This is a genomic window from Marinobacter salicampi (assembly GCF_011074795.1).
Classification (GTDB): Bacteria; Pseudomonadota; Gammaproteobacteria; order Pseudomonadales; family Oleiphilaceae; genus Marinobacter; species Marinobacter salicampi.
Window position 1 is genome coordinate 642,223 of the sequence record NZ_JAAMPF010000018.1, and the last position, 17,825, is coordinate 660,047.

At 58.5% G+C, this 17,825-nt stretch carries 15 protein-coding genes and 1 tRNA gene; 6 read left to right on the top strand and 10 right to left on the bottom strand.

Annotation, left to right across the window (positions count from 1 at the left end):
- Window positions 1-56 precede the first annotated feature (56 nt).
- The 6 genes from G7W63_RS11910 to G7W63_RS11935 form a co-directional block, all read right to left on the bottom strand.
- Window positions 57-2,774, bottom strand: coding sequence for a cation-translocating P-type ATPase (locus G7W63_RS11910; protein ID WP_166257962.1), 2,718 nt, complete (start codon window positions 2,772-2,774; stop codon window positions 57-59).
- A gap of 219 nt (window positions 2,775-2,993) precedes the next feature.
- Entirely contained in the window at window positions 2,994-4,310 is a 1,317-nt protein-coding gene (locus G7W63_RS11915; protein ID WP_166257965.1) for a DUF2254 domain-containing protein, read from the bottom strand.
- A gap of 206 nt (window positions 4,311-4,516) precedes the next feature.
- Window positions 4,517-4,592, bottom strand: a tRNA-Phe gene (locus G7W63_RS11920).
- Window positions 4,593-4,697: 105 nt separating this feature from the next.
- Complete coding sequence (locus G7W63_RS11925) at window positions 4,698-4,970, bottom strand: oxidative damage protection protein (RefSeq protein WP_166257968.1); 273 nt, start codon at window positions 4,968-4,970, stop codon at window positions 4,698-4,700.
- 50 nt (window positions 4,971-5,020) lie between these two features.
- The gene (mutY, locus tag G7W63_RS11930) at window positions 5,021-6,085 is read right to left on the bottom strand and encodes an A/G-specific adenine glycosylase (RefSeq protein ID WP_166257971.1); all 1,065 of its coding nucleotides are present in this window, start codon (window positions 6,083-6,085) and stop codon (window positions 5,021-5,023) included.
- Window positions 6,085-8,247: an AsmA family protein gene (locus G7W63_RS11935; protein WP_166257974.1), complete on the bottom strand. Its 2,163-nt coding sequence runs from the start codon at window positions 8,245-8,247 to the stop codon at window positions 6,085-6,087. Before G7W63_RS11935 ends, mutY begins: the two co-directional genes overlap by 1 nt.
- A gap of 159 nt (window positions 8,248-8,406) precedes the next feature.
- Between G7W63_RS11935 and G7W63_RS11940 the strand changes: the two genes are divergently transcribed.
- From G7W63_RS11940 to hisF, 5 genes are all read left to right on the top strand, one after another.
- Entirely contained in the window at window positions 8,407-8,868 is a 462-nt protein-coding gene (locus G7W63_RS11940) for an SRPBCC family protein (protein WP_166257977.1), read from the top strand.
- Between the two features lie 152 nt (window positions 8,869-9,020).
- Entirely contained in the window at window positions 9,021-9,614 is a 594-nt protein-coding gene (gene hisB / locus G7W63_RS11945; RefSeq protein WP_166257980.1) for an imidazoleglycerol-phosphate dehydratase HisB, read from the top strand.
- Between the two features lie 116 nt (window positions 9,615-9,730).
- Window positions 9,731-10,369: an imidazole glycerol phosphate synthase subunit HisH gene (hisH, locus tag G7W63_RS11950; protein ID WP_166257983.1), complete on the top strand. Its 639-nt coding sequence runs from the start codon at window positions 9,731-9,733 to the stop codon at window positions 10,367-10,369.
- 34 nt (window positions 10,370-10,403) lie between these two features.
- Complete coding sequence (hisA, locus tag G7W63_RS11955; RefSeq protein WP_166257986.1) at window positions 10,404-11,150, top strand: 1-(5-phosphoribosyl)-5-[(5-phosphoribosylamino)methylideneamino]imidazole-4-carboxamide isomerase; 747 nt, start codon at window positions 10,404-10,406, stop codon at window positions 11,148-11,150.
- A gap of 2 nt (window positions 11,151-11,152) precedes the next feature.
- Entirely contained in the window at window positions 11,153-11,926 is a 774-nt protein-coding gene (hisF, locus tag G7W63_RS11960) for an imidazole glycerol phosphate synthase subunit HisF (RefSeq protein WP_166257989.1), read from the top strand.
- A 39-nt stretch (window positions 11,927-11,965) separates the two neighbouring features.
- On the opposite strand, the gene G7W63_RS11965 is transcribed toward hisF, so the two are convergent.
- The 4 genes from G7W63_RS11965 to gpmI all read right to left on the bottom strand — a co-directional run bounded on the left by G7W63_RS11965 (window position 11,966) and on the right by gpmI (window position 17,195).
- Window positions 11,966-12,841 (bottom strand): divergent polysaccharide deacetylase family protein, encoded by an 876-nt coding sequence (locus tag G7W63_RS11965; protein WP_166257992.1) that lies wholly within the window; start codon window positions 12,839-12,841, stop codon window positions 11,966-11,968.
- Window positions 12,842-12,845: 4 nt separating this feature from the next.
- Complete coding sequence (locus G7W63_RS11970; RefSeq protein WP_166257995.1) at window positions 12,846-14,261, bottom strand: S41 family peptidase; 1,416 nt, start codon at window positions 14,259-14,261, stop codon at window positions 12,846-12,848.
- Window positions 14,262-14,417: 156 nt separating this feature from the next.
- Entirely contained in the window at window positions 14,418-15,560 is a 1,143-nt protein-coding gene (locus tag G7W63_RS11975) for a murein hydrolase activator EnvC family protein (RefSeq protein ID WP_242634398.1), read from the bottom strand.
- Window positions 15,561-15,647: 87 nt separating this feature from the next.
- Complete coding sequence (gene gpmI / locus G7W63_RS11980) at window positions 15,648-17,195, bottom strand: 2,3-bisphosphoglycerate-independent phosphoglycerate mutase (protein ID WP_166258000.1); 1,548 nt, start codon at window positions 17,193-17,195, stop codon at window positions 15,648-15,650.
- 135 nt (window positions 17,196-17,330) lie between these two features.
- Here gpmI and G7W63_RS11985 point away from each other — a divergent pair, with 135 nt between their 5' ends.
- Window positions 17,331-17,747, top strand: a complete 417-nt coding sequence (locus G7W63_RS11985) for a rhodanese-like domain-containing protein (RefSeq protein ID WP_166258003.1) — start codon at window positions 17,331-17,333, stop codon at window positions 17,745-17,747.
- The last annotated feature ends 78 nt before the right edge of the window (window positions 17,748-17,825 follow it).

Below are 17,825 nucleotides of genomic sequence, written 5' to 3' on the forward strand. Positions count from 1 at the left end.
GGGTCCCGACTGGCCCATGCCGTTTCACGGGCGCGGGCCGATTCAGTCAGGGCGTTTCAGTCATGGCTTTGCTTGCGTCGCCAGAATAACTTTTCCAGCTCGATCAGCAGGAAAATGGTTATGCCTGCGGCCCAGATGAGTCCCCAGTGGGTGAGGGTGAGCGAAGCGCTCTCGAACAGATACTGCATGGGGCCGAGATAGGTCCAGGCCAGTTGCAGGACAACCACCAGGCCGATCGCCATCAATACCAGCCGGCTACCAAACAGGCCCTTGAAGGAAAGTGCGTTGGTCAGGGAGCGACGGGTATTCAGCAAGTAGACAATTTCCCCCACCACCAACATGTTGACCGCAGCGGAGCGCGAAAGCTCCTCGGACGCACCCTGGGCCTGCAGCCACATGAACAGGCCATAGACCGGAGCCACCAGCAGCACGGCCACAAAGACCACCCGCCATAGCAGGAACAGGTTGAGAATGGGTTCGTGGGGATCTCGTGGTGGACGCCGCATGATGTCATCCTCTGCGGGTTCGAATGCCAGAGACAGGCCCAGGGTGACTGCCGTTACCATGTTTACCCAGAGAATCTGAACCGGCGTTATGGGCAGCAGGGTGCCGCCCAGAACCGCAATGAGAATCGCGAGGCTCTCAGCACCATTGGTTGGCAGCAGAAAGGTGATGGTTTTACGGATATTGTCGTAAATCCGCCGGCCTTCTTCCACTGCGTTCACGATGGAGGCAAAGTTGTCATCCGCCAGCACCATCTCGGCGGCTTCCTTGGATGCCTCGCTGCCCTGGATGCCCATGGCGACGCCGATGTCGGCGCGCTTGAGGGCCGGCGCATCGTTGACACCATCCCCCGTCATGGCACAGACCTGGTCCCTGGACTGGATCGCTTCCACCAGCCTGAGCTTGTGCTCGGGGGCGGCCCTGGCGAAGACGTTGACCTCCATGACACGGTCCCGAAGGTCCTCGTCCGAGGTGTCCTCAATATCCTGGCCGGTCATGGCTTCGCCGCCTTCACCCAACCCCATCTGGTCACCAATAGCCTTGGCGGTGAGGGCGTGGTCACCGGTAACCATCTTCACCTGTATACCGGCATCGAGACATTCTTTGACAGAGTCCACGGCACTTTCCCGGGCAGGGTCCAGCATGCCCACCAGCCCCAACAGCACCAAGCCCTGTTCCACCTCGTTCTCGTCCAGGGTGTCACCTTGCCCGGCGGCGCGGCGGGCAAGCGCCAGCACTCGCAAGCCGCGGGAAGACAGCTCTTCGATGCGGCTGTTCCAGTAGTCTTTGTCGATGTCCTGCTCGCCATCGTCGCTGTCGGCCTTGTCACACATGTCGAGCAAGACATCGGGGGCGCCTTTCAGGTGCACAACCCGGTCGCCATCGTTTTTGGGCTCATCCAGGGTGGCCATGTATTTGCGCTCGGATTCAAAAGGTATGACGTCAACCCGCCGGTAGCTTTCGCGGATATCGTCTGAACCCTCTCCGGCTTTGTCAGCCAACACTAGAAGGGCACCCTCGGTCGGGTCACCCTCTACGGTCCAGGCGCCGTCCTCTTCCTTCAGCTGGGAATCATTGCAGAGGACCCCGGCAACAAGGAATCGTTGCAGAGCTTCAGAATCGGTAGGGTCTGAGCTGTCGTCGTCCTTGTCATCCCGTGTCAGCTCGCCCTCAGGATCAAATCCCGTGCCACTCACTTCCACATTCAGGCCTGCCATGGCGATGGCGCTGACGGTCATTTCATTGCGGGTGAGTGTGCCTGTTTTATCGGTGAAGATGGTGGATACCGAGCCGAGAGTCTCCACGGCCGCAAGCTGGCGGACAATGGCGTTGCGCTTGGCCATGGCCTGAACACCCAGGGCCAGGGTTACCGTAACAATGGCTGGCAAGCCCTGGGGAATGGCCGCCACCGCAAGCCCGACCCCAGCCATGAACATGTCTTCCAGGCCGCGGCCGTGAACCAGCACACCAAAAGCACCCATGGCGGCAGCAACAGCAAGGATGCCGGCTGCCAGTACCTTGCCGAAATGGTCCAGTTGCTTCTGCAGCGGTGCCTGCATCTGCTCGACGTTCTCGATCATCTCGGAAATATGGCCGATCTCGGTGTCCATCGCCGTTGCAACCACCAGGCCTTCGCAGGAACCATGAACACACAGCGTGCTGGCAAAGGCCATGCTCGTCCGATCCCCCAGATCGGCATCTTCCTCCACCGGATCCGTACTCTTGTCGACTGGTTCCGACTCGCCCGTTAAAGGTGCTTCTTCAGTACGAAACTGCTTGGCAGACAACAGCCGAATGTCGGCGGGAACCCGGTCGCCGCTTTCCAGCAGAACAATGTCACCCGGTACCAGGTCTTCAGCCGGCACCGTCTGCTTCTTGCCGTCGCGCTTGACGGTGGCTTCCGGCGACAGCATGCCCTTGATGCTCTGCAGGGCCTTCTCCGCCTTGGCCTCCTGGAAGAACCCGATGGCAGCATTGATGATAACCACCGCAAAGATCGCGCCGGCGTCCACCCAGCGACCCATGGCCCCCGCAGTTACACCGGCGATCAGGAGGATGATGATGAGAACGTTATTGAACTGGTCCAGCAGGCGCAGCCACCAGGGTCTGCCTTCCTCGGCCTGCAATTCGTTGGGGCCATGCTCCTTCAACAGGTCCGCCGCCTGTTTGTCGCTCAGGCCTTGGTCCGAGCTATTGAGCTTCTCAAGGGCATCGTCAGCCGAAAGTGAATGCCATGGGGTACGCTGCTGATCCGATTTGTCTTCCGACATGAAGCTTAAACCTCCCTGTAAAGCAGACGTCCTGGCAGCCCACGTCTGCTGGCTGAAACTTCTTTCAGTGCTGCCTGGGGGCTGACTAACAGCCGTGTTGAGTCAGGTTATCGGGCAGTAGAGTATTTAAAGTACAGCTATAGACTGGATAAAAACAGAACGTATGGCAAGCCGGTCCAGGTTGAGAAAGGGTTGTGATCAAGGCCCCAGGCCGTTGCTCTAGACGGCATTCAGGAGCTCATTGTACTCCTTGCGTTTATCTGTGGCCGAGGCCAATTCTTCCAGCGGCAACTGAAGACGTTCGTACTCAGCTTCCTGTAAATCGAGACTGCTGATGGCCAGGCGATAGGTATTGGCGCCAAAGTCCCAAAGCAAATCGCGCCATTGCTCATCCACCAGGCGGGCAATCCAGCCCAGGGCATCAAGAATCGCGACCTGAGTGGTGTTGTCTTCTGTCCCGTAACGTCTCAGTTCCTGGAATGCGCCCAACAGGTAGTGCTTGAACCCTGGCTCCCGAGAAAGTAATCGCAACTCCTGCTGATCAAAAAACCCGTTCCGATCAGCACTGAAATCAGAGAGTTTAACCAGCAGCAGAGCCATGTGGTGGATCGACGTGGCAGCGGTATAGGGGTCGTTGATACCCGGAGAAATCGCTCTCACGCCAATCTCGGCAACCTTGCGCATGCCAAATCCTATGTCCTGCCAGCTTTTGGGTTCGTTATCGACACGAACCAGCTTGGCATAGCTCTCCAGTTCTGATGACTCCGCGTTGCCCCCGAGCAGTGTCATAAGGGGCAGATCTTCGAGAATGAAATTGCCTACACCGACTTCTAGACGTACCACCAGATCGTCCGATTTTGCTTTCTGGATGAGCTTGTCGAGGGAAATGGTGACCACGTACCCCGACATTGGTGACCTGATGACAGTTCCCTGCTTCCTCCAGTGGGGGTCATCGCTACCCACGCGCTGGCGCATTTTGTTGATGCCCCGTTGCAGCATGCGCTCAATCGTTTCTTTCGTCTCTTCAGTAATGAAACCGATCAGGTTGTTAACCCTGAGCCAGTTTGTGGTGTGATGGAGTAGAAAAACAAAGGCAGCAATAGCTGCCAAGGCCCACAGGACGGCCAGAATGGGGGTTGCGAGAAGTCGATAGGTACTCTCTTCGCTGACAATCAGCATGGCGGACGTACAGTAGGCGAATCCGCCGCTGAAAAGCGCCAGAACATGCTGGGTAGGCCGATTCGAGATGAAATCCTGCAGTACCCGGGGGGAGAACTGGGATGAGTAGGTCGTCAGCACAATGAGGATAGCGGAGAAGGTGATTGTAGTCATGGTGAGTATCCCCGCAGCCAGCGAGCTCACCAGGTCGGTAGTGCGGCCCAATGAAAGCGGAGCGATGCCGAAGAGCGAGCTCTCCGGGGTCATCTGGTAGTCCACTACAACCGTTGCAACCGCAAGCATAATAGCGAAAATGTTATAGACAGCCGGAAGGAACCAGAAACTGTCCCGAATGGCCTTGAAGTGTGCTTCCTGCATACCTGGTTCTTCCTGAGTGAGTTCGTTGACTAAAAAGCTTAGCTTTAGCCTCTGCCAGCCACAAGGTCATCGGCCATGTCGTGGCTCAGCGGCCCAATGGGGATGAAAGGATTGCGCAGGGAAAGGTAAGCCGGACGGTGGCTTAGGTGATATGCCAGGACTGAAAACAACAAAGCCCGCACAGGGCGGGCTTCATCGTTAAATAATGGTGCCCGGAGGCGGAATCGAACCACCGACACGAGGATTTTCAATCCTCTGCTCTACCAACTGAGCTATCCGGGCGCGTTGCGGTCGTACTGCAACGGGGCGCTATTAAACCGGTTTCGGTTTCACGAGTCAAGGTTGATATTGCAGAAAAATACTCGCGGAAGCCTTGCGTCTACAGCTTCATTTCTCCGGCGGTACGTAGCCCTCGGCACTGTCGAACGGTTCGTTGTTCAGGAAGTGGTCCATCTGGGCCTGCAGGTACTTCCGGGCGAAGGGGTCCATCATGTTCAGATGCTTTTCATTGATGAGCATGGTCTGCTCTTTCTGCCATGCGTCCCAGGCCTTCCTGGAGATGGATTCATAGATTTCCTGGCCCTTCTTGCCGGGCATGGGAGGAAACTCGAGGCCTTCAAGCTCTTCGTTGTATTTGCGGCAGAGAACGGTTCGGCTCATGGGGTCTCCTGGCTTGGTAGAAGTGTGCTGGCTGCCGGCATGATAACAGATCAGAGCAGGGCGGGCTGTTCCGGGTTGCCGAGCAGGGTCCGTATGGGCGCGGGCAGGCCCAGAGTCATGGCCTCGTCCCGGTAGACCCAGCGGTGACTGTCGTCGTCGGCTATTGAGGTGGCGCCACGAACCGACAGGGACGCAGGCTGTATGTGCAGGTGGTAGTGGCTGAAAGTATGGCGAAATCCACTGATCGGCGTTGCCTCGTGGCAGTCCAGGCCCAGGTGTTGTTGGCAGGCTTCGGCCAGCTCATCGGGGCCATAGGCCGGGTCCAGTTCCGGAAGACTCCAGAGGCCGCCCCAGATACCGCTGGGTGGGCGTTTCTGGAGCAGGATGCGGCCATTGCTGTCTTCCAGTATTACCATCCAGGTGGTCTTCTCGGGCTTGGCTTTTTTGGGTTTTGAAGCCGGGTACTGGCTCATTTCACCGCGGGCATAGGCCTGGCATCCCTGGTTGAGCGGGCAGCCGGCGCAGTCTGGCCGGCTGCGTGTGCAGACCATTGCCCCCAGATCCATAATGGCCTGGGTGTAGTCCCGAATCCTCTCATGGGGTGTATGCTGCTCGGCGCAGGCCCAGAGCTGATTCAGAACCCGGGTCTGGCCGGGCCAGCCGGGCACGGCGTGATATCGGGCCAGCACACGCTTGACGTTGCCATCAAGGATAGTGGCGTGGATCTGGAAGGCCTGGGCAAGAATCGCAGCAGCGGTGGACCGGCCGATGCCGGGCAGGGCCTCAAGCTGTTCCTGGACCTGGGGAAATTTACCCTTGTGGTTCTCAACCACCTGTTGCGCGGCTTTTTGCAGGTTCCGGGCGCGGGCATAGTAGCCGAGGCCGGACCAGTGACTCAGTACGTCGTCTACTGGTGCTTCAGCCAGGGCTTCTACGCTTGGGAAGCGAGCCATGAACGCATGGTAGTAAGGGATGACTGTGGCCACCTGGGTCTGCTGAAGCATGATTTCAGAGACCCATACTCTGTAAGGCGTACGGTCCTCGTGCCAGGGCAGGGACTTCCTGCCGTGGCGGTCGTACCAGCACAGCAGCCGTTCAGCGAACCGGTCGGACACTAGTTGAAGAGGCCCTTGATGGCGTCTTTCACTTTTTCTGCATCCTTGCCTTCGAGGCGCTTGTCCAGCTCTTTGCCAAGCTTTTCGTCCACTGCCTTGTCCACTTCCTCACGGGCTTTGCCTTTTGCCGCCTTGGCGGCCATGTCTTTGAGCGTGTCGCGGAAGCGGGAGCCGTCGAAAGAGCACAGGCCGGCGGGGTCTTCTGCGAAGTTGCCACGGCATTCCAGGGGAATCACGGCGCCTTCAACATATTCGGTTACCCGACAGGCTTCGTCCCTGTGTATCTCGCCCACCACCCGCAGGCCGATCTCGTAGTCCATCATGTCGGTCGCCAGGTTGACGGTACCATCACCGCTCAACTCCATGCCGGCGAGGGCCGCGACCAGGTTGGTGTTGTTGAGCATGTTGCCGTCGATCTGCAGGGTCCCTTTCATATCGTTGAAAGGGGTCGTCTCGCCCCAGCCTGAGTTGGTCAGGGTCTCACCATTAACGAGGGCGATGCCCTGGCATGCCATGCGGGTCATGTTCATTCGGGTGAATTCACCCTCTGCCAGATTGAAGTTGATCTCACCCTTGGCGTTTTCACGCAATACGGAAACGCGGTTGCCCCGGGTGTCCACGTCAATGTTGAGGTTGGCGCCGCCGGAAATCAGGTTGAGATCCGCAAGGTCGTCGAGCAGGGGTAGGATCTGGACACTGTTTACCTTGCTGCCAATGGTCCATTCCGGATTATCGGAGCGGGCATCCACAGTGGCGTTGGCGTTGAAATCACCGTAATAGAGCTTGCCGCTGAATTCGTTCAGCTTCAGCAGCCCGTCCTTTGCGGTGATGACCGAAGCGATTTCGTTGATCGTGAGATCGCTGACGATCAGCTGTTCCAGCCCAAGGTTGATGTCGAGCACCAGGGTGCGCAGGGTTTCAAGGGGCAGCAGGTCGGTTTCAGCTGTGTTGGCAGGGGCTTCTTCCGCCTCGCTCTCGGCAGCCGGCTCGTCACTCTCAGGGGGCAAGTAGCGGTCAGCATTGAATTGGGTGCCCTGAAGGTCCAGCCCAATGGCACTGTTCGCCACGCTGTAGCTGGCGCTGCCGGTGAAGTCAGTGTCATCTATTTTCATCGACAGGTCGCTGAGCTCGACTTTGCCAGCCGGCCCGCCAATAGTGGTGCTGAAGGCCAGCGCTTTGAGCACGTCTTCATCTTCGGTTTCGATAGCTGGCTGACCCAGGTCCGATAGCAGCTTTCTTAGGGAGAACTCCGCCACGTTGACCGTGCCGTCAAGTTGCGCCTGATCGCCGAACCCGTTCACCTCAAGTTCGGTGGTGAGTTCCAGGTCGGCAAGGGAGGCCCTTAGGTCACTGATGGTTGCGGTTTCGTCAGCCAGATTGGCGGACATGCTGCCGGTGATTCCGGCGTTGACCGTCTTGTCGCCAAACGTTTCGCCACTGAGGTCAAAGCTGCTGTCCAGGTCCGAAACGGTAAAGTTGTCCAGAGCTTCATTGGCTGACAACCGGGCACTGATGTTACCGATCACATCGAGCTCAGGTTCGCCGAGGGCTACCCGGAAGCCGAGATCCAGTGGGAAATTCTGGCCCAAGGCGATCTGGCTGGCTGTGAGGGAGAAGTCTTCCAGGGTTACGGACTGGCCGGTGCTGCGATCGTCATAGTGCACCTGGGCGTTGCTGACCCGGACTTCTTCGATATTGAAATCCAGCGGCGCCTGGCCTTCTTCCTCTTCCGTAGTCTGGGCTGGGTCTGCTTCAGCTTCCGGGGCGGTTTCACCCTCGGGCATGATGCGGGTCCAGTTGCCGGTGCCGTCTTCTGCCACAGTAAGGCGCGCATCGAGACCGTCAAGAACGAAAGAGTTGACCCGGGGTGACATGGCGATCAGCGACCAGAAATCCACTTCGGCCACAAGCTGGTCGAGGCTGACCAGGGGTTCACCTTCGAGGGTCGCCTCCACGTCGTTCAGTTCAAGGCCCAGGGGAATCAGCGACCAGCCGATATCGCCGCCCAGCACGAGGTCAAGGTTGGTCTTGTCCTCCACCACCTTTTCGATCTGGGGCTTGTAGGTGTTGGGGTCAATCACAAGGAACGCAACGCCCACTGCCACCACGGCCAGAACTATAAGGCCGATCAGAGCCAGTACGATGTATCGGACAGCTTTCATGTTGTGAAAATCCTTTCCAGAGGAGGCCTCAGCTTGAGCCCGGGTTTCAATCAGGATACCGCAGACACTGCGAAATTAAAGTTGATCCTATATGACATTGCGTTAGTGTTCAGCCAGAATACGGCCATTGGCCGAGATTAAAAACAAGAGGAGTACCGCGTGGCTATCACTGTGTCCATCGAACTTAACCGGGAAATCGATATCCCCGGTTCCTATGATGAGGTGTTTGATCTGCTGGCGGATATTCCCCGCTCAGCTTCCCACTTCCCCAAAGTCCACAAGCTGGTGGATCTCGGCGACAATGTCTATCGCTGGGAGATGGAAAAGATCGGGGTAGACAAGCACTCCATCCAGTCTGTTTACGCAAGCAAGTATAGGGCGGACCGTGAAGCCGGCAAGATCACCTGGGATCCGGTAAAAGGCGAAGGCAATGGTGTGGTTCAGGGTTCCTGGAAGCTGACAGCCAAAGGTGACAAGACCACCCACGCCAAGTTCCAGACCAAGGCCGAGCTGACCCTGCCGCTGCCAAGTCTGCTCAAGCTTGCCATCAGCCCGGTGATCAAGCACGAGTTCAACAGTCTGGTTGACACCTATATGGCAAACCTGAAAAAAGCGTTCTAAATCAGGGAATGGGTTTGCGGGACACCGGCCGGCACCTGGCCGGCGCCCCGCAAGAGAGCGGCAACAGAACAGGACGAAAGGCAGCAGAACAGGTATAATCCTGCCACATCCGTCTTCCGGCTAATGCCGCATTCAATGACTCTGGAGACCCCATGGCCGAACGCAAGGCTCGGGTAGAACGTAATACCCTGGAAACGCAGATTACCGTCGAGATCAACCTTGACGGAACCGGACAGTCCCGCTTTGAAACCGGCGTCCCCTTCCTTGACCACATGATGGATCAGATAGCCCGTCACGGCCTGGTAGATCTGGACATCGTTGCCAAGGGCGACCTGCACATTGATGATCACCACACCGTGGAAGATATCGGCATCACCCTGGGCCAGGCGTTCAAGCAGGCGGTAGGCGATAAAAAAGGCATTCGGCGTTATGGCCATGCCTATGTCCCCCTGGATGAAGCCCTGTCGCGGGTCGTCATCGACCTGTCCGGCCGGCCCGGCCTCGCTATGGACGTGCCCTACACCCGGGGCTCCGTGGGTGGCTTTGACGTGGATCTGTTCGGTGAGTTTTTCCACGGCTTTGTGAATCACTCCATGGTGACACTGCACATCGATAACCTGAAGGGCAAGAATACCCACCACCAGATCGAGACCGTGTTCAAGGCGTTCGGTCGGGCGTTGCGCATGGCCATCGAGCCGGATGACCGCATGGAAGGGATCATCGCCTCGACCAAGGGTTCCCTTTAGGGTCTGAACGATCGCCCCCGTTAGCCGGCCTTTCAGGCAGGGTTTTGCGGACTAACGGGGTCGTCAGAACTGGGACACCAAGCATCCGTTGAACTCATTCCGGAGTCTTTCCTGATATGAAAACCATTGCCATCATTGATTACGGCATGGGTAACCTGCATTCCGTCAGCAAAGCTATTGAGCATGTAGCCCCGAACGCCCGCGCGCTGGTCACCTCGGACCCTGAGGAAATCCGCAGCGCCGACAGGGTGGTCCTGCCCGGCGTGGGCGCCATCCGGGACTGCATGGCGGAAATACGTCGCCTGAAGGTGGATGACCTGGTGCGGGAGGTGTCCCGGGACCGTCCCCTGTTGGGAATTTGTGTGGGCATGCAGGCACTGATGTCCCGAAGCCAGGAAAACGGCTGGGTGGACTGCATCAATCTGTTTCCGTCGGAGGTCCGTTTCTTTGGCACCGACCTGCATGAGGGCGAGACCCGCCTGAAGGTACCCCACATGGGCTGGAATGAAGTGCATCAGACCGTGGAGCACCCGCTCTGGCACGAGATTCCCGACGGTGAGCGGTTCTATTTCGTGCACAGCTATTACGCCGAAGCCGAGAACAACCCGGACATGGCAGGCCGCACCCGCTACGGCGTTGACGTGGCCGCGGCTGTTGCCCGGGACAATATCTTTGCGGTTCAGTTTCACCCGGAGAAAAGCCACCGGGCGGGTCTGCAACTGCTGAAAAACTTCACCCAGTGGTCAGGTGTCTGAGCGCCGGATTTACCGATAAGGGGGCGTAACGCTCATGTTGATTATCCCTGCTATTGATCTGAAAGACGGCAAGTGTGTCCGTCTGCGCCAGGGGCGCATGGAAGACTCAACGGTATTCTCCGATGACCCTGTGGAAGTAGCGGCCCGCTGGGTCGACGCGGGCGCCCGCCGTCTGCATCTTGTGGATCTGAACGGGGCCTTTGCCGGCGAACCGGTCAATGGTGAGATCGTCAACGCCATTGCCCGGCGCTTTCCCGACCTGCCCATCCAGATCGGTGGCGGCATTCGTTCCGCCGAAACCATCGAGGCCTACCTGCGTGCGGGGGTCCAGTGGGTCATTATCGGCACCAAGGCGGTCAAAGAGCCTGAGTTCGTAACAGAAATGTGCCGCCTGTTCCCGGGCCACATCATTGTCGGGCTGGATGCCAAAGACGGCCGCGTAGCCACAGACGGCTGGGCCGAAGTGTCTGAGGTCATGGCAACAGATCTTGCCCGCCGGTTTGCCGATGACGGTGTGGAAGCCATTGTCTACACCGATATCAGCCGCGACGGCATGATGCAGGGTGTTAACGTGGAGGCCACGGCAGCCCTGGCAAAGGCCAGTGGCATTCCGGTCATCGCCTCGGGCGGTGTGACCAACATGGATGACCTTATGAAGCTTGCTGAAGTGTCGAGCCAGGGCATCTTGGGCGCGATTACCGGGCGTGCCATCTATGAAGGCACCCTGGACGTGGCAGAAGCCCAGGCCTGGTGTGACAGCTTTATCCAGAAGGGGCACTGAGTATGGCCTTGGCCAAGCGAATCATTCCCTGTCTTGATGTGGACAAGGGCAGGGTCGTCAAGGGTGTCAATTTCGTGGACATTCGCGATGCCGGCGACCCGGTGGAAGTTGCCCGCAAATACAATGAGCAGGGCGCCGACGAGATCACGTTCCTGGATATTACCGCCAGCCACGAAAGCCGCGACACCACCTACGAGACTGTCGAGCGCATGGCCAGCGAGGTATTCATTCCGCTGACTGTGGGCGGAGGCGTGCGCACGGTGGATGATATCCGCAAACTGCTCAATGCCGGTGCCGACAAGGTCAGTATCAATACCGCGGCCGTGTTCAATCCGGAGTTTGTCCGGGAAGCGGCCGAACGTTTTGGCAGTCAGTGCATCGTCGTGGCCATTGATGCCAAGCGGGTAAGTGGAGAAGGCGAAGAACCGCGCTGGGAAATCTTCACTCATGGTGGCCGCAAGCCCACCGGTCTGGATGCCGTAGACTGGGCCAGGAAAATGACCGAAATGGGCGCAGGGGAGCTGCTTCTGACCAGCATGGATAGGGACGGCACCAAGGTTGGGTTTGATCTGGGCCTGACCCGGGCCGTCAGTGATGCTGTGTCTGTGCCGGTGATCGCGTCCGGTGGCGTTGGTGAGCTCCAGCACCTGGCGGATGGCGTCACCCAGGGCGGAGCGGATGCGGTTCTGGCCGCGTCCATTTTCCATTTCGGCCAGCACACGATTCCTGAAGCCAAAGCGTTTATGAAGGCGCAGGGTATCGAAGTCAGGGATTAGCCAGGCAATTACCGGTTCGCCAGCGGCGCTGGCGATAGCTTATTCCCGGGCTTCGGTCAGTTCCCGGATCGTCGCCAGGGCTGGCGAAATGGGTGCCTTCTCGCCCTCGGCAAACATCTGTCGGTTGTCATTCCGCATTGCCCACAACCCGCTCACTGTCGCGATGGCGATACCCTGCTCGTCCAGCGTCGGTAGATGCTTCTCCAGGTAGTCCACCGTTACCCTGTGGGGATGACCAATGCCGATGGCCGTGCCATTCTGGCGGGCTCTCTCAATCAGTAGTTTGAACTGGGCATCCACGTACTCTTCGGTTTGCTCGTGGTCCAGGAACACATCACGGTCAAGGGTAGGCACCCTGTGTTCGGCTGCGGTCCTGCCGGCGACGGTCGACGCTATGGTTCGGCTGTCGACAAAGTACACGGGGTAACGCCCCAGCTCAGCCATTATCCAGTCCATGTTGGCTTGCATCTGGGTCAGCTGGCTGCCCATGTGATTATTGACCCCTCGCACATGGGGCACCGAACTCAGTGCCCGCCTCAGGGTATTAACCGTGGTCATCTGGTCCATGTTACTTTCCAGTCCGCCGGCCCCCAGTCCGAAATTCCGGGTATTGGCCATGGGCGCGTGGAGCATGACTTCCTTGCGGCTTTGATGGGCTTCCTCAGCCAGCACCACGGTATATCGACGGTAGGGCAGGAAGGCCAGGGTAATGGGTTGCTCAAGCGCTACCAGTCGGCTGCCCTGGACCAGGTCATGGCCCACATCATCAATAATGATTGCAATGGTTGGTGGCAGATCGGGCTCGGGTACGGTTTGGCCGGGGCTGGTCACTGGCGTCGACTGAGGCTCTGCTGGCACCATGGGTGCCAGGCAGAGCGCCAGCAAAGCGGGAATAATCGCTAGCAGACAGCGCATGCGGTCATTCGTCTCTGGGCTTTTTATGGCCAAGTATCTGCATGCCCTTCAACAGATTGAGTGCGGAACGTAGCTGGTAATCGCGGGCTGCCTGGTCATTCTGTGCGGCCGCTTCTTTTTCCGCCTCACTGCCTGGTTTGGGCCTCGTCTCGGGCTGATCACCGTTGAGCAGGTGTCCGCTCAGGTCAGCCTCAGAAAACATGGGGCCGCTTTCAAGTTCAGTCAGTCGGGCCGGTTTCACCTCGATGTCCGGTTTGATGCCCTTGGCCTGAATGGAGCGTCCCTCCGGTGTATAATACCTGGCGGTGGTCATCTTGATGGCATGGGTGGCATCAAGCGGGATAACCGTCTGGACTGAGCCTTTGCCGAACGTCTCGGTTCCCATGAGCACCGCACGGCCATGGTCCTGCAGTGCTCCGGCAAGAATTTCCGAGGCTGAGGCAGAGCCGCCATTAATCAGGACAACAATCGGCGTACCACTGGCAATGTCCCCTGGCTGGGCACTGAAACGCAACCGCGAACTCTGGATGCGCCCCTCGGTGTATACAATCAGTCCCTCGTCCAGCAGGGCATCTGCAGCTTCGACGGCCGCCTGGAGGATGCCTCCCGGGTTATTCCGCAAATCGATAACCAGACCGTCGAGCTGGCCTTCATTATCACTCTTGAGCTTCTCAATGGCATTGATGAACTGGCTGCCGGTTTCGGACTGGAACTGGGTCAGGCGGACATAGCCATAACCGTTCTCAATCAACCGGGACTTGATACTGGTGACCTTGATGACCGCCCGCTCAACCTCGATTTCGATAGGGGCATTACTGTCTTCACGCAGGATGGTCAGGGTAAGGGTGGTGCCAGGCTTGCCGCGCATCAGGCCGATGGCCTCTTCCAGGCTCATGCCTTTGACTGGCTGGTCGCCAAGTTTGATGATCAGATCGCCGGCCTGGACGCCGGCTTGTTCGGCCGGGGTGTCGTGGATAGGCGCTATGACCTTGATGAATCCATCTTCCATGCCGACTTCGATGCCCAGGCCACCGAACTCACCGCTGGTGCTTTCTTCAAGCTCTTCGTAGGCTTTGGGTTCGAGATAGGCAGAGTGGGGATCAAGACCGCCCAGCATGCCCTTGATGGCATTCTCCAGCAGGGTCTGGTCGTCCACCTCCTCCACATACGCAGCCTTTATACGGCTGAATACTTCCGTGAACTTGCGCAGCTCATCCAGGGGCAGCTGCTTTTCCGGGTCAGGCAGGCGAATCTCCACCTTGCGACCTTCGGAAATAGCCTCCAGGACCTCCCCGGTCTCATCCGGCGAGGCGCCGCCATCTTCCTGGGCATGAGTAAGGCCCGGCAGAGTGCTCAGGCAGAAGGCGCCCGCGAGCGCAACGGTTAGTACGGAGTGGCGATTACTTCTGGCCCGTCTCATTCACGTGTCCTGTTGTTGGTCATCTGATGCTGCGTCGCCCCATATCACCCCATACCACCCCTAACACCCGGTATCACCGATACCAGCCCGTAGGTCAGGCGACTGCCCCCGACAGTATGGCGACCCATCTGTCGTTTGTCAGCTCTAAGCACGTCTTTACTGGCTACGCAGCCAGGTTTTCGGATTCTGGGGCTTGCCTTTATAGCGAAGCTCGAAATACACAGAAGGCTCATTGGTTCCGCCAGACTGCCCGCTCACTGCGATGGTTTCGCCTGCCGAGACCCAGTCCCCCGGGCTCTTCATCAGGCTGCTGTTGTGACCATACAGAGTCAGGTAGCCATCCCCGTGGTCTATGATAGTCATCAAGCCGAACCCGCGCAGCCAGTTGGCGAACACAACCCGACCGTAGTGCACGGCCGCGACATCGGTTTCGCGATCTGTGGTGATCAGCATGCCATTGTGTCGGAGCTTGCCCTGGGCCACGCTCTCGCCATAGCTTCGGGCCACCTTACCACGGGCGGGCCAGGGAAGTTTAGCTTGCAAGGCCTTGAACGGTTTGGATTCGTTGGGTGAGGGAATGGCCGCAATAGCCTCCTCGACTTCCCGAAGCAGCTGCTCCAGCCTTTCCCGGTCCGCATTCAGGGATTCACGCTCTGACTGGCGATCCTGGATGCGTGCCTTCAGGGCCGTCAGGGTTTCCGTGCGCTTGCGCTTCTGGTTACGCAGCTCCTGCTGTCGCTCGGCAAGTCCGCTTTCCAGTTCGGTGAGCTTGGTCTGGGATTCAATGGTCGCGGCCTGGGTCTGCTGCAGTTCATTCAGGTTGGCGTGGAAGGCCTGCAGACGCTTGAGGGTGTCCTGGCTGAGGTATTCGTAGTAGGTCATGGTGCGCGAGATCTTTTGCGGGTCCATCTCGTTGAGCAGAATCTTGATGGCCGGGGCGTCGCCGGCCATCCAGGCTTCCCGGATCTGCTGTCTGAGACTTTCCCGCTGGCGATCCAGGGTCCGGGTAAGCTCGGCTTCCCGTTTCTTCAGTTCAGCCAGCCGTTGAGTCTGCTCCTGGGCTCTGGCCTGGAGGTCCCGGCGTTCTCTGGTCAGCCGGTTGATGGCCTGGTCGGCATTGGCCAGAGATTGCTCCAGGGTGCTGCGGTCCTGTTCGGCCTTGCGCAGCCACTGATCAATGCGACCTATTTTCGACTTCAGCTCTTTCAGTTGGGCGGGCGTGACTTCCTGGTCCTGGCTGTAGGCCAGGGTAGTGGTGCCGACCCCGACCGCAATGAGCAGTGCAGTGGTAAGACCCACCTGTCGAATCCAGAAGAGAGCTCGCCGGGAAAATAGGATGGGCATAATCAGAGACACTGGAGCTGCCCGGCCCGGAGGCCGGCCGCTTCACGCATCCTTTGCCAGACTGTGGCCCGTCATATCAGAAGGCTGGGTCAGTCCCATAAGGTCCAGCAGGGTCGGTGCCACATCGCTCAGGCTGCCGTCGCCAGACAGGGCCAGCTGGCGTGGCCCAACATAGACCAGCGGCACCGGCCCGAGGGTATGGGCGGTATGGACCTGGCCTGATTCGGGGTCTTCCATCTGCTCGCAGTTACCATGGTCAGCGGTAATGAGGGCCTGGCCGCCCACCTCGTTGAGAGCTTCAGTGATGCGTGTCAGGCAGGCGTCGATACATTCAGCCGCCTTGATGGCCGCATCCATTTTGCCGGTGTGTCCGACCATGTCGCCGTTCGCGTAGTTGCAGACCACCAGGTCATACTTGCCGCTCTTGATGGCCTCCACCAGTTTGTCTGTAACTTCCGGCGCGCTCATTTCGGGTTGCAGATCATAGGTCGCCACGTCGGGAGACGGAATCAGAATGCGATCCTCGCCTTCGAAGGCCGTTTCCATGCCGCCATTGAAGAAGAAGGTTACATGGGCGTACTTCTCGGTTTCAGCGATGCGCAGCTGGGTCTTGCCATGCTGGGCCATGTATTCCCCCAGGCCGTTGGAGAGCTGCTCTGGAGGGTAGGCGCAGGCGGTATCGATATCTGCTGCGTATTCGGTCAGCATCACGAAATCGGCAATGGCCGGGTGGCGCTTGCGGCTGAAGCTGGAAAAGTCGCGCTCGACAAAGGCACGGGTCATTTCCCGGGCCCGGTCAGCGCGGAAATTCATGAAAATGACGGCATCGCCATCGTCCACGAAGGCATCTGGCTGATTGCTGGCCTGAATACGGGTAGGTTGGACAAATTCATCATTCTCGCCCCGCTCATAGGCTTGCTCCAGGCCGGAAACAGGATCTTCGGCGCTGTATTCTGCATCGCCCAGGGTAAGCAGGTTGTAGGCTGACTCGACCCTGTCCCAGCGGTTATCCCGGTCCATGGCAAAGTAGCGCCCGACAATGGAGGCGACCCGGCCAACGCCCAGCTGCTCGAACCTGGCCGCGGCCTTTTTGAGGGAGGCCTTGGCACTGCGAGGGGGGGTATCCCGGCCGTCGAGGAAGGCGTGGAGGTAAACGGTCCTGGCGCCCCTGGCAGCTGCCAGTTCCACTGCCGCAAGCATGTGATCTTCGTGGCTGTGTACGCCGCCGGGGGATAGCAGCCCCAGAATATGAACCGCCCGTTCCTGCCGCACGGCTTTGTCGATGGCCGCGCAGAGTACCGGGTTCTCGGAAAAAGTGCCGTCTTCCATATCCTTGTCGATACGGGTCAGGCTCTGGTAGACCACCCGGCCGGCCCCGAGGTTCATATGGCCTACTTCGGAATTGCCCATCTGGCCCTCAGGTAACCCAACGAATTTGCCTGAGGTATTGATCAGGGTCTTGGGCTGCTCTGCCCAGAGCCTGTCCCAGGTGGGTGTCGCGGCGTTGCTGATGGCATTGTCGTCGCTCGGGTCGCGATGCCCCCAGCCGTCCAGAATAATCAGTGCAGTCGGCGTACGCGTTGCGGTCATTACTCAATCCGGTCAGGTTAGAAATTTTGAGTCCCGATTCTAACCGGTTTGAAGGGCCCAGGCTATTCGCCACGCCTTCTGTCACTGCCGGCTGATGTGTATAATCGCGCCAAATAAATCCAGCAAGGTAATTCAATGGACAGGTTGTTTGAGTTTGTTGCCAATCATTATATTCTGGTGTCAGCGTTCGTGGCGCTGCTGGCAGCGCTGTTTCTTCTTGAAGGTCGCCGGGGTGGTGCCAAGGTCAGTCCGCAGACCGCGGTCAGCCTGATGAATCGCGATGAAGCTGTTCTCGTGGATATCAGGGACCGCAAGGATCTTAAAGAAGGCAAGATCGCAGGCTCGATCCACATTCCCATGAGCAGCATCAAAGACAACCTGTCTGAGCTGAAGAAGCACCAGGACAAGCAGATTATCGTGGTCGACAAGATGGGTCAGCATTCCGCCACCGCCGTGAAGCAGCTGAAGGCGGAGGGGTTTGCCAATGTGAGCCGGCTGAGCGGCGGCATCGCAGACTGGAAAGGCAGCAACCTGCCCCTGGTGAAAAAATAACGAGCCTGAACGTTGCGCAAACTTGAACTGCGCAAGCAAATTTGAGTCGCACAAGCTTGAACTGCACAAGAAAGTACA

Coding starts and splice junctions, on each gene's coding strand:
- G7W63_RS11910 (WP_166257962.1), bottom strand. CDS start 2,774: ATGTCGGAAGACAAATCGGATCAGCAGCGTACCCCATGGCATTCACTT.
- G7W63_RS11915 (WP_166257965.1), bottom strand. CDS start 4,310: ATGCAGGAAGCACACTTCAAGGCCATTCGGGACAGTTTCTGGTTCCTT.
- G7W63_RS11925 (WP_166257968.1), bottom strand. CDS start 4,970: ATGAGCCGAACCGTTCTCTGCCGCAAATACAACGAAGAGCTTGAAGGC.
- G7W63_RS11935 (WP_166257974.1), bottom strand. CDS start 8,247: ATGAAAGCTGTCCGATACATCGTACTGGCTCTGATCGGCCTTATAGTT.
- hisB (WP_166257980.1), top strand. CDS start 9,021: ATGGCCGAACGCAAGGCTCGGGTAGAACGTAATACCCTGGAAACGCAG.
- hisH (WP_166257983.1), top strand. CDS start 9,731: ATGAAAACCATTGCCATCATTGATTACGGCATGGGTAACCTGCATTCC.
- hisA (WP_166257986.1), top strand. CDS start 10,404: ATGTTGATTATCCCTGCTATTGATCTGAAAGACGGCAAGTGTGTCCGT.
- hisF (WP_166257989.1), top strand. CDS start 11,153: ATGGCCTTGGCCAAGCGAATCATTCCCTGTCTTGATGTGGACAAGGGC.
- G7W63_RS11965 (WP_166257992.1), bottom strand. CDS start 12,841: ATGCGCTGTCTGCTAGCGATTATTCCCGCTTTGCTGGCGCTCTGCCTG.
- G7W63_RS11970 (WP_166257995.1), bottom strand. CDS start 14,261: ATGAGACGGGCCAGAAGTAATCGCCACTCCGTACTAACCGTTGCGCTC.
- gpmI (WP_166258000.1), bottom strand. CDS start 17,195: ATGACCGCAACGCGTACGCCGACTGCACTGATTATTCTGGACGGCTGG.
- G7W63_RS11985 (WP_166258003.1), top strand. CDS start 17,331: ATGGACAGGTTGTTTGAGTTTGTTGCCAATCATTATATTCTGGTGTCA.